This is a genomic window from Serratia sp. PL7, from assembly GCF_945957435.1.
This window is the reverse complement of sequence record NZ_CAMFLB010000030.1, coordinates 55,228-66,325: the sequence shown is the minus strand read 5'-3', so window position 1 is coordinate 66,325 and position 11,098 is coordinate 55,228. Positions and strand designations below refer to the sequence as shown.

General features: G+C 50.7%; 10 protein-coding genes. 4 read left to right on the top strand and 6 right to left on the bottom strand.

Translation table 11 applies throughout. The features are described from left to right. Nucleotides 1–62: 62 nt before the first annotated feature. The 3 genes from N6G83_RS47590 to N6G83_RS47580 all read left to right on the top strand — a co-directional run bounded on the left by N6G83_RS47590 (nt 63) and on the right by N6G83_RS47580 (nt 2,915). Nucleotides 63–515 (top strand): periplasmic heavy metal sensor, encoded by a 453-nt coding sequence (locus tag N6G83_RS47590; protein ID WP_074031669.1) that lies wholly within the window; start codon nt 63–65, stop codon nt 513–515. A gap of 329 nt (nt 516–844) precedes the next feature. Further along, entirely contained in the window at nt 845–1,312 is a 468-nt protein-coding gene (locus N6G83_RS47585) for a glycine zipper 2TM domain-containing protein (protein WP_199062777.1), read from the top strand. 148 nt (nt 1,313–1,460) lie between these two features. Next, nucleotides 1,461–2,915: an alpha/beta hydrolase gene (locus N6G83_RS47580; protein ID WP_211136391.1), complete on the top strand. Its 1,455-nt coding sequence runs from the start codon at nt 1,461–1,463 to the stop codon at nt 2,913–2,915. Nucleotides 2,916–2,959: 44 nt separating this feature from the next. Here the strand turns inward: N6G83_RS47580 and N6G83_RS47575 are convergent, their stop codons facing one another. The 6 genes from N6G83_RS47575 to N6G83_RS47550 all read right to left on the bottom strand — a co-directional run bounded on the left by N6G83_RS47575 (nt 2,960) and on the right by N6G83_RS47550 (nt 9,467). Then, nucleotides 2,960–3,538 (bottom strand): helix-turn-helix transcriptional regulator, encoded by a 579-nt coding sequence (locus tag N6G83_RS47575; RefSeq protein ID WP_199062775.1) that lies wholly within the window; start codon nt 3,536–3,538, stop codon nt 2,960–2,962. Nucleotides 3,539–3,661: 123 nt separating this feature from the next. Next, nucleotides 3,662–4,834: a fimbrial protein gene (locus N6G83_RS47570; protein ID WP_211136390.1), complete on the bottom strand. Its 1,173-nt coding sequence runs from the start codon at nt 4,832–4,834 to the stop codon at nt 3,662–3,664. 108 nt (nt 4,835–4,942) lie between these two features. Beyond that, entirely contained in the window at nt 4,943–7,591 is a 2,649-nt protein-coding gene (locus N6G83_RS47565; protein WP_211136389.1) for a fimbria/pilus outer membrane usher protein, read from the bottom strand. A gap of 75 nt (nt 7,592–7,666) precedes the next feature. Continuing rightward, nucleotides 7,667–8,368 carry a fimbria/pilus periplasmic chaperone gene (locus N6G83_RS47560; protein WP_211136394.1) on the bottom strand — a complete coding sequence of 234 codons (702 nt, stop codon included), beginning with the start codon at nt 8,366–8,368 and terminating at the stop codon, nt 7,667–7,669. A 54-nt stretch (nt 8,369–8,422) separates the two neighbouring features. Beyond that, the gene (locus N6G83_RS47555; RefSeq protein WP_074031659.1) at nt 8,423–8,968 is read right to left on the bottom strand and encodes a fimbrial protein; all 546 of its coding nucleotides are present in this window, start codon (nt 8,966–8,968) and stop codon (nt 8,423–8,425) included. A 118-nt stretch (nt 8,969–9,086) separates the two neighbouring features. Further along, nucleotides 9,087–9,467 carry a transcriptional regulator gene (locus N6G83_RS47550; protein ID WP_074031658.1) on the bottom strand — a complete coding sequence of 127 codons (381 nt, stop codon included), beginning with the start codon at nt 9,465–9,467 and terminating at the stop codon, nt 9,087–9,089. A gap of 719 nt (nt 9,468–10,186) precedes the next feature. Between N6G83_RS47550 and N6G83_RS47545 the strand changes: the two genes are divergently transcribed. Next, nucleotides 10,187–11,005 carry a transcriptional regulator gene (locus N6G83_RS47545; protein ID WP_074031656.1) on the top strand — a complete coding sequence of 273 codons (819 nt, stop codon included), beginning with the start codon at nt 10,187–10,189 and terminating at the stop codon, nt 11,003–11,005. Nucleotides 11,006–11,098 lie beyond the last annotated feature (93 nt).

The window sequence follows — 11,098 nt, the reverse complement described above, 5'->3', positions numbered from 1 at the left end:
TGGCACGACGGTTGCAATGAAAGAAATGGAATCCATGAACCCTAAACAAAAGGAAATCAATCATGACGCTAACTAAAACCACCTTCGCCGCCATTATCTCCGTTGCCCTGCTAGCCGGTGTTAGCACTACTGCGCTGGCGCAAAATGGTTACCACGCAAACATGACCAATGCACAGGGAACTCATCAGGGGATGGGTTATCAGCACGGTAACCGTGCGAACTTGACGCCTGAACAGCAAGCCGTCAGCCAGAAAGCCTTTGATGAGTTCCAGTCGAAAACCGCCGATCTGCGCCAACAGCTGATGTCCAAGCAATACGAATATCAGGCGCTTCTGACCAGCAAGCCTTTGGATGAACAAAAGGTCTTGGCCGTGAGCAAAGAAGTTACCGCATTGCGTGACAACCTGTACCAACAACGCGTGGCGCTGGATACCGATCTGGCCAAGGCCGGCGTGCCAATGATGGGCCGTGGGATGGGCGGAGCTGGGATGGGCGGCGGACGCGGCTGCCGTTAAGCCCTAACATTACCCTCAGATAAAATCGGGAGAACGCCAGACCTGTTCTGGTTTCTCCCACCAATTCTTCGCAATTCCAGGATTGTTCAGGCTACCCCCACCATTGATTCCTCCCTTAAGAACAATTAATAAGACTGATTTAAGACTTATTAATGAGAATATTCTTGGGAAATTGACGCAAAACAGCATACTAAAACGCTTAATCTCTATTCTTACGCCCGAATATAATTTTTTGTCGTATCACCTGAATAAAATCAAGTTCCTGCCATACTTATTTGCATGAGACAGCGACTGTCTCTTTGCGCACTTAACTTGCTCGGAGTTATCTCATGAATAAAACAATCATTGTTGTCGCTCTTGCTGCCGCCGTTCTCAGCGGATGTAACGCTAATCGCACCGCTTCCGGCGATACCTTTACAGCAGCACAGGCCAGGCAGGCCAACTTCGTCACTTATGGCACACTGGTCTCCGTGCGCCCGGTCACCATCCAGGGGGGTGATGGCAACAACGCCGCTGGAGCCATCGGCGGGGCTGTGGTAGGTGGCTTCCTGGGTAACACCGTGGGGGGTGGAACAGGGCGCAATCTGGCAACGGCGGCAGGTGCCGTTGGGGGCGCAGCTGCTGGCTCAGGTATCCAAAGCGCCATGAACCGCAGCGCCGGGGTGGAACTGGAAGTGCGCCGGGATGATGGCGTGAATATCGTGGTCGTTCAGGCACAGGGCTCAACCCAGTTCCATAACGGGCAGCGCGTCGCACTGGTGACCAATGGCAGCACCACCACCGTATCACCACGCTAAAGGGAACAAGTTGCTTCACGGTTTAGGTGTCAGGCCGCAACATGGCCCCCTTGCTGATAGGATACAGAATTCAGGGACGAACTCCCCTTGCGGGGTAAAAGCGAGTTTTCCGGCTCGGCCATTACAATAAAAAACGGAGTTAAACCTGATGTTTATCAAATGGATTAAACGCATTGTCTTGCTGCTGGTGGTGTTAATCGTCGGTGCGCTGGGCATGCGAGTTTATGAAACTCAGCGTGGGCCATCACTACAGCTTTGGCATACCTTTGTCCCCAATGAAATGCGCGCCGATGAGATCGATAAGGCCAGTTGGGCGGATTATCTGACTGCCGAGGACGCCATTTTCAAAGAGGTCCGCCAGAATGTGACCGACAAGCTGGACAGCAGCCAGCAGACCTCGTTGAACCGCTACTATGCCGGCAGCCCGATCTATCCCGAGAAATTCCCCACCGACTGGAACCGCTCCTACATCATGATGCCGGACGGCAAACCGAAAGGTGCTGTCGTGCTGTTGCATGGTTTGACCGATACCCCTTACAGCCTGCGGCATATCGCGGATAATTACCGTGAATATGGCTATGTGGCGGTCGGTATTCGTTTACCGGCGCATGGCACCGTACCGGGAGCACTGACCGATGTGGATTGGCAGGATTGGATGGCGGCCACCCGCTTGGCGATCCGTGAAGCCAAGCGCCTGGCAGGTGACGACGTCCCGCTGCATATCGTTGGTTTCTCAAACGGCGGCGCGTTGGCGATGAAATACACGTTAGATGCGTTGGATGACCCTCGGCTGACCAAACCCCAGCGTGTAGTGCTGATTTCTCCGATGATCGGCGTCACCAGCTTTGCCCGTTTTGCCGGTATTGCCGGTTGGCCTGCCATCTTCCCGGCGTTTGCCAAAGCCGCCTGGCTGGGAATTGTGCCGGAGTTTAACCCGTTCAAATACAATTCGTTCCCGGTGAACGCGGCACGCCAGTCCTTCCAGCTAACCCAGGCATTGCAAAAGCAGATTGCCGCCGATTCGCGCAATGGCAAAATGGGCGAATTGCCACCGATTCTGACGTTCCAATCGGTGATGGACTCGACTGTCAGCACCCGTGCGGTGATTACAGCGCTGTATAACCATCTCCCCGCCAACGGCAGTGAGGTGGTGTTATTTGATTTAAACCAGGCGGTAGCGTTTGGGCCGTTACTCCGAAGCTCATCCTATACCGCGCTGCCGCGGCTGCTGCCACCGCCACCGCGTAACTATACGGCCACCATCGTCACCAACGTGACACCGGAAACTACCGATACCGAGGCGCGTACCATCCTCGCAGGGCAAACGGCAGAGACCACCGTTCCGCTCGGTATCACCTATTTGCCGGATATCTTCTCGCTGTCGCACGTGGCGTTGCCGTTCCCGCTGAGTGATTCCCTGTACGGGCGCTACCCGGAACCGCGCAATCAATACGGCATCAGCCTGGGGACCTTTGCCGCACGTGGCGAGCGGGCGGTGCTGGTGGTCGGGCTGGATTCGCTGATGCGTCTGTCCTCCAACCCGTTCTTCCCTTATATGCTCAAGCGTATCGATGACAACATCGGCCCGGCACCAACAAAATAGGGCAGGTTAACCCGGCCAGTACCCAATCGGTGCTGGCCGGGGTTTTAACCGGCAAAAATGGCTGAATTGAGCACGCTGGTTTTTATAGGGCACGCCTGAAACAGGTTACGCACCCCCAGTTTATGCAGCGCATTGCGCCGGTGGGTATACACGGTTTTGGTTGAGATACGTAAGCTGTGGCCGATGGCCTGCATATTCATGCCATCGATCATAGACAGCAGTACGGCCTTCTCTCTGCGGGTTAAGCTATCCTGGAGAAAAGTAGCAACGGGAAGCTCCCCACCGACTATCTTGACTAACTCATTAAACACTGCGTCTACATCAGCACCCTCTGCAAAGGCAACATGCCGCCCAAAATCCAGGTTGAATTTTATTTTCATTTCACGTGGCAAAAAAATTATTTTGCCCGGAAATTTGGCAACAGCAATCAAGAACGACATTTCACTCATTGAATTCAACATATGAAAAACCAGCACATCCTCTTTGCCAAAGCTACTAGCACTGGTGTTTTTCAGTTCATTGAGCGCCATTAGATTAATCACCCTACCCTCGGCATACAAATACGCCTTGAGCCCAACAAAAAAATAATAATTATCGGTAATTATATTAATTCTTCCAGACATATCAATGGCACTCCTTTATGAAAAATAAATCTCCATCTCATTGTTAGCACAGCAAGCAGATACTAAAATCTGGCGAGCGGAACGTTTGTATAGTCATGAGTTATGTTATCCACAGGCCGCAATTCAATAATAGTTAATGGTAAATACCACTTTGCCATTCGCCTTGCCCGGCGTCGGTGCCGAAGCCGTTTGAATATATCGGGCGGACAGCGGGACACGAATGGTCGGGCTGCCATCTTTCGGCAGCGTCATAGCCTGTTCAGTTGAAAAATTAAACAATGTCGGCGTCTGGCTGCTCTCCCCCCAACCGAGCTGGATGCCTACGCCCGATGCCGCACCTGGAACCGTCGAGTCGATTTCCATCACGCCATTGGCAGCATCGATCACCGAAGTTGCCGGGGTTAATCGCACACCAATACTGTTACTGGTTGAGTTGGCTACAAGCCCGGTGCCGGTTGTGTAATCGAACATCAGCGTACTGTTATCAGCATTATAAAAACCGTAGAAGGTTGGGCAATTGGTCAGCCTAATTGACGCATCAAGCCAAGGAGTGGTCGAACCTATTCGGTTAAAATACTCTCCGATGTCATATTCACCCATTGCAACAGCGACCAGCGGTGTGCTACAGGTCTGTGCCGACACCGTTAATTGCCCCTGAAATTGAACCTGGGTAACCGTGATAGGCAATCCAGTTGTCGAGGCATGATACAGCGGATTAACAATAGTCAGGCCGGCTACCGGAAGTTTCGACGCATCCAAGGTATGATTCCCAGGCGAAATAACACCGGTTTTAATCAGTGAGACGTAGATGACCCTATTCGCCATATAAGGCTTATAATGCCCCCCAGTTATCGGGCTCTCGACATCGTTGGGAAACTGATAGTTTGGTTGGCCAACCTTGGCCGCATCACCATTATTGCTGCGGGAGATGGCAATGCCTATACCTGGAATGCCGGTCTCATATACCGCGCCACCGAAAGGGCTGCCTGACCAACTGGAAAGCGGCATAGGCGCCTGCTCAATACTCCAGGCAACGTTAAGCCACATTGAGGCAGGGTCCAACGTGGATGTACAGTCCATCACACTGATACCGGTTGAACCACTAATCCAGCGCCCTTGATAAATTACCGTTCCGACAGGAATATCTGCCCCTGCAGAAATCGCGGGAGGGGTTAGTTGAACGATATCGGTACGGGAGCTACCACCTATCGCAGTACAGTTTACCACCGCCCAGGCGCTGTTGCTGGCTACCATGAACAAAAGTAGCCCAATTGTACGCTGCATTATTCTCTTCATTCTTTCACCTCTGGCACAACCGTATGCGCCACACTTGCTATATTTTATATAATCTGCACGACATAATTTATTTGGCTTCACCAGCCGAATAGCTGTCATACCGGACGGCTAGCCTTGGTTAACAGCCGATATCGCATCATTGTTCGCCAGTTTCACTCTCTGGGAACCGGCTGATGTCGTCGCCGCACAAGGAGAGTTGAATTGCTGTATCTGCGCCTGGCCCTTGGCTACAGGCATCAGCACATAGCTGACGGTGCATTGCATCTCACCGCCTTCACCCCATTTCACTCGCAACTGGCCCTTGTCTTGCGACACACGCGCATACAGCTGCCCGCCCTGGCCCACTGAGCCTACGCTGTTGCCTTTGCTATCAAAGATATCGGCCCCAAACGGTACCGGCTCCCCTTGATAGGTCGCGTTCACCAGAATTGGCGTCCCCTGCTTAGTTGTATATTTCATCTTCACTACCGCACCGGAATATGGCGCGACTTTCTGGCTGGTGTTATCCAACTCCACACCGGCCGCCGTCCCTTTCGGATCGATACTGATCTCGTTCATCTGGTACGGATTCAGGTATGGCACTATCGCGTACCCCCGTGAATCGATGCTCACGCCCGGATATGAGGAAACTTTCGCTCCCTCTGCACCCTTGGCTTCCACTAGCGCGAAGGTGTCGGACGTGTACGGCGTAAAGGTCACTCCACCAGAGTGGGCGATCACCGTGCCGTTCATCCCGGCAGAGGCGCTTTGATAACCTTTACCGGTACTGTAAGTACCGCTCAACGCCGTGGCCGGGGTACGATAGTTACCGCTCAGCGAGCCGCTGGAGCCCATGCCCTGATTGGCATTCATTGCCGTCACGCCGTAGCTGAACTGATTATCCATTCCAGCAGTGCCGGATACCGTAGCCTGCTGGCCATAACGGCCGCTGCTGTCATGCGACAAATCCATCCGCAACTGTGGCGTGTGGGTTTCGTCGCTACGCCCCAACGGCAGGCTGAAGCTCAACAGATAGTTGGTCTGCGCCGTGCCCAGGCTGGAGAAACTGCGGTTAATGCTCAGGCCGTAGGACAGGTCCTTGTAGCGATTGTTGTAACCCACCTGGTACTGCTTCTCGCTGCCGTCTTTGTTCCAGTAATTCTGCAAGGAGCCGCTGATATACAACTGGCCCCAGTTCTCCGGCAGACCTTGTCCCGCGGTCACCGTCAGGCGATTTTTGGCTCGCGAGATCGACTCCGGCGAAAACCCTTCTGCTACCGCGTCACGAGTCTGCATCGCGGTCATAAAATCCATAAAGCCATCGGTTGAGAAGCGGTACGCCGCCAACGACAGGTTGCTGTTGGTTTCGCTGATCAGCTTGCTATAGCTCACCTTATAACTTTGCCCACTCAGGCTATTATCCGCCTCATGTCGGCCATTGGCGTCGGTGCCGTTCCCCAAATGGGTACGCGCCTGCGTAACGTCAAAAGCCCAGGCACCAATCGGCGTGCCTACCGCCGCACCCAACTGCAGTGCGTAGTAATCCTGGCTGGCCTGCAGGCCACCGTAACCGGTGATGGCGTTAGTTAGCCCCAGTTGATAGGTGCCCTGATACAGCGCCGGTTTCTCACGCAGGTTATCGCTGCGGACTTCACCTGCGGTGATCGAATAACGTGATGACCCAGGTCTCAGCAGTTGAGCCACCGAGGCATAAGGCACGCTGAAAGTCTGCTCGGTACCATCGGACTCACGTACAGTGACCTGTAGATCCCCACCGTAACCGGTCGGGTACAGATCGTTGATCAGAAATTCGCCCGGCGTGACCGTAGTTTCATACAACACCTGGCCGCCCTGACGCACGGTAACGCGGGCGTTGGTGCGGGCAATGCCACGGATATCCGGCGCATAACCGCGCAGGGACTCCGGCAACATCCGCTCATCACTGGCCAGTTGAATACCGGTAAACGGCAGCGTATCGAACAGTTGCCCGGTAGTGTTCGATTGGCCCATCAACACGCGCGCCTTGAGCACTGGAATATCGCGCTGCAAATAAGTGTTGAGGTTGCTGTACTGGTTTGGCCCATTGTCCATCCGGGTATAAGACCCGTTGTGACGTAGATACCAGGCACCGACATTCAGCCCGGCGTTCACACCGGCAAACAGTGAATTAAAGGTATTGCCGTGCGATTCGCTGGTGTAGCCGTTGACGTTGTAGCCCATCAAAAGTGCCGGTACGCCGCTGTCCCACAGCTCCGGGCTAACAGTGCCACGGGCGGTGTTGAGCATGTAAACCTGCGGAACCACAATATCCAGGCGTTGCTCATTACTGTCGTAATTCACCTGAGCCTCTGGCAACTGGCTCTGGAGATCGAAACAGACTTCCCCCTTGCTCAACAAGGTTAAAAAATCCGCTGGCAGTTTGGCGTAATCAAACGCAATGTTTTTAATCAGTTCGCGGGTCAGACAGGGATAAACGCTTTTATCTGCTCGCGCTTTGAATTCAATGTCAGTATTGCTGATCGGTTGATTATTAACATATAAAGCCGTTTTATAGACCCCAGGCAGGCCCGAGGAACCGTTGGCAAAACGACTAAGGTCAACCGACTTTTCATCATCCACATTCAGGAAAGAGGCATCGAATTCAAGATTTTTGGCAATATCTTGTGATGTCGAAGCCGCGATCTCAGCATTAACGTTAGCCGCAAAAAAAGTTGATAAAATAGCTAGGGCCAGTGGAGATAGCTGAGCACACAGGCCATATTGAAAATATTTAGACATAGATATCCCTTCAAGAACTGATTCCTGAATAGCGGTCAACAAATTAATGCGAGAGTGTTTTATATAGCGGGGACGTTATTTTATCACTGCATCAAAAATATTAACCGCACCGTAATCATTTACGAAACTCCCTGTAACCTTACTACCTGCACTACCCGCCAAGTCCAATGTCATGGTGCTACGAGGGGCCACCATCGCATAGTCAAGTTTTTTACCATTCACCGACAGGTTGACCAACGAGACATAATAAGGCGTTGGATTGCTGGCCTGTACCCGATTACCCTGGCTGTTCCAGGTTAGCGCTTTAGCCGCTTCATTGGCGTTACCTTGCAGACCCGCTGGGCGATAGAACAGCTTGATGCGCGAACGGAACGCCATCTGCAAGCGGTTCTCTGTCACTTTACCCTGGGCTTTAGCCGGGACTTCCAGCACGTTAAGCCAGAACACCGATTCTTTATCCATCGGCAGCGAACCACCGGCGTAGCTAATACGTAACGTCTGGCCTTTACTTGGCTCCACACGGTTCATCGGGGGCGTCAGGACAAACGGCACCTTGATCGCTGCCGGTTTGGCGTCGGCGTCACCGTTATCGATCCAGCTTTGCAACAACACCGGTGATGGACCGCCGTTACTGATTTTGACGCTGACTTCTTTAGCGTCAGAGGGGTAAATCACCCGAGTACCACTAATCACCACACTGGCCAAGCTACTGACGCTGAATAAGGCTGCGGTGGCAAGCGTGCCAACTTGCAGCACATTAGTAGAGAGAAGCTTCATCATTAACTCCGAAAACTGACAGATTGGGAGGGGGATACCCCCTCCCACAGTCCATTACTGGTACTGAATAGAATAAACAACGTTGCTGACTACGGTACCCGCAGTGGTTGCTGCCTCTGCATAGTAGCGAACAATGTACGGCAGAGTAGTGCTACCACCGGTAACGTCTTTATAGGTCATCGCGGTAACCTGATCTTGGCTACCGGCTTTGATCACGGCCTGAGTCGGGCTTGAAGCGTCAAGCAATTGCAGGCTGACGTTGGTTGCACCACCGGTAGTGTTAAGCAGACGGCCAGTCACCGCATCAACCGAGGCACCCGCCTGGAAGAAGGCAGAAGCAGTTTCCAGCGTGCCAGAACAGTTGTTCAGGGCCATCACGAAGCCGGTATCACCTGCTGTGCGAGTGGCAGTTTGCAGTTGGCTGGTGCTTACGGTTGGCAGAACTACGGTGGCGTTTGCTGCCTGGCCGTCAACAATAACGTCACAGGTGTTGGCAGTCAGTTCACCGTTAAAGGTGATGGTGCCGGTAGAAGCTGCCTGAGCCAGGCCAACAGTACCGAAAACAGCGATCAGGGATGCAGCGATTGCTAACTTTTTCATATATATTCCTACTTACCTTGTATTATGAATACCATTTTAATATCCATTAAAATGGCCTGGTGAATACCCATGGGGATGGATATAGCTAGATGACTCTAGCATTTATATTAACAACAACTTACTTAATAAATAGCGAAGAGACTCGGTGGTTATCGACGGAATAGCCAATACCATGAACGTTCGCTATAAAATCTTCCGGGAGTCCAAGTGACGCCAGTTTCTTACGCAATTCATTTATTGCATGCCATAAACGCTGGCTGGACGAAGATAAATTAATCTCCTCCCAAACGTTTTTCATTATGTCATTTTTATAGATGACGGCATCCCGGCAATTCGCCAGCAAATAAATCAGTAATCGGGTCTGGATCTCGTTTAGAGAGATAACCTTGAAAAACAGGGTGCGCTCCGCAGCTCCATCAGAGTAATAAAGGAGTCTTCGGTTGGCAATATCGAATTGAATATCATCATCAATTAGGAATCCATAAAGTCTATTTTCCATATGCATCTCGGATTATTATTTTGGTTTAATAACAAAAATAACAAACCTCCCTTAGGTGAGACATTATAGAAGCAATTTCCACTATGGCAACCGCGCCAAGATGATCACATTGCCATCACTAAAAGTCTCACGACAGCATTAAATTCCGAGCAATTCAATTCAGTCAGAATTTACCGCTAGCCGACGCGAATCATTCTGGTGTTTTTCATAACTCATTACTTCACCTCATTTGAGTAGTCATAAATGTCAAAGATTTTTATCTTACAACATTTATAGCTGGCCATTAAATTTTACTCATTAATATTCAATCCATTACCTACAAACTCACGATTAGGATTTATCTGTTACACCGATATAAAAAGCCGCTACCGGTGAAGCTATCCTTTACCTCAGCAAGATGAAGCTGTTTTACTTTGTGCTCCCCTTGCTGATGGAATAAATACTAGGTCATGGATGAGACTTTTCTGAGTGAAGTAGTTTTATTCTTGATAAAAAACAAAAAAATACATGAAATTCAACAAATTAAAAAAACATATTGAATCAGAACAGACTATTCTCAATCGTTCTTAAATGACAGTCACTCTCATTTAAGATTAGTTATTAACATATTGTTTTTTAAATGAATGTGAATTGTTACTGATTTTTCATCCCACTATAAACGGTTAAACTATACTTTAAATAAATCGGACACTCAGACGACAAAAAGATAATATATTGAAATGAAACATAAAGTGATCATTAACGACACCGTACTGTACCTCCCAGAAGAGCACTGCCTGTGCCCACTGCGCGCTCGGGGTAAAGAAACCGTTTTGAACGTTCCTGCCAGCCGTTGCCTGCAATTAATGTTGCAGCATCCCGGCGAGGTGATCAGTCAAAGCGACTTTTTTAACGAGGTATGGCAAAAAAACGGCCAATATGTCACTGCCAATACCCTCTATCAGAACATTTCATTGGTAAGAAAAGGGATGCGGGAAGCCGGGTTGAGTAAAAATATCATCAGAACGGTTCCTAAAGTTGGGGTAGTTTTTTCCGGCACCGTTGAAATACAACAAGAAGAGAGCACCAAGGTCATAGTGCAGCAAAGCAATAAGCCGGAGTCGATCCCAGTGGAGAGCCCACAGGCCGAAACGCCGCCGTCAAAACGCACGGTTTTAAACCAGAGCAAGCTATTGCGTTATGGCCTATTTACGGCGTTCATTATGGCTATGATGATCCTTCTGGCCAGCAATCAGTCACAAAGCGCACGTTTTTTTGACAGCCACAATAAAGCTGCCACGATCAATCAATGTTCTGTCTATATAGATAGAGACGATCTGGAAACCAATGTGGCTGGCTACAAAGAATATTTGACCGTCAACAATGTGGTCTGCAATCCGGATGAGTTTGTCTACATTACTCGAACCCCGGCAAACCACAGCACGCTGGTATTATTTTGCGATACCACTGCACAAGGCGATCTGAGATGTTCCTCACGATTTCAAATCGATAATCAACACGACCCTCTTTCCGGCCTGCGACCAGCGGGGAGCCAATAGCCGTTTAACCATAAAGGTAAGGCAACAACGAACGGCGGCGGCGTAGTTGCATTCGTCATGTGGGCCCGGTAGATTGCAAGAGACCTCCCAAGT

Bases quoted from the DNA above. Each gene is read 5' to 3' on its own strand.
- N6G83_RS47590 (WP_074031669.1), top strand. From the start codon at position 63: ATGACGCTAACTAAAACCACCTTCGCCGCCATTATCTCCGTTGCCCTG.
- N6G83_RS47585 (WP_199062777.1), top strand. From the start codon at position 845: ATGAATAAAACAATCATTGTTGTCGCTCTTGCTGCCGCCGTTCTCAGC.
- N6G83_RS47580 (WP_211136391.1), top strand. From the start codon at position 1,461: ATGTTTATCAAATGGATTAAACGCATTGTCTTGCTGCTGGTGGTGTTA.
- N6G83_RS47575 (WP_199062775.1), bottom strand. From the start codon at position 3,538: ATGTCTGGAAGAATTAATATAATTACCGATAATTATTATTTTTTTGTT.
- N6G83_RS47570 (WP_211136390.1), bottom strand. From the start codon at position 4,834: ATGAAGAGAATAATGCAGCGTACAATTGGGCTACTTTTGTTCATGGTA.
- N6G83_RS47565 (WP_211136389.1), bottom strand. From the start codon at position 7,591: ATGTCTAAATATTTTCAATATGGCCTGTGTGCTCAGCTATCTCCACTG.
- N6G83_RS47560 (WP_211136394.1), bottom strand. From the start codon at position 8,368: ATGAAGCTTCTCTCTACTAATGTGCTGCAAGTTGGCACGCTTGCCACC.
- N6G83_RS47555 (WP_074031659.1), bottom strand. From the start codon at position 8,968: ATGAAAAAGTTAGCAATCGCTGCATCCCTGATCGCTGTTTTCGGTACT.
- N6G83_RS47550 (WP_074031658.1), bottom strand. From the start codon at position 9,467: ATGGAAAATAGACTTTATGGATTCCTAATTGATGATGATATTCAATTC.
- N6G83_RS47545 (WP_074031656.1), top strand. From the start codon at position 10,187: ATGAAACATAAAGTGATCATTAACGACACCGTACTGTACCTCCCAGAA.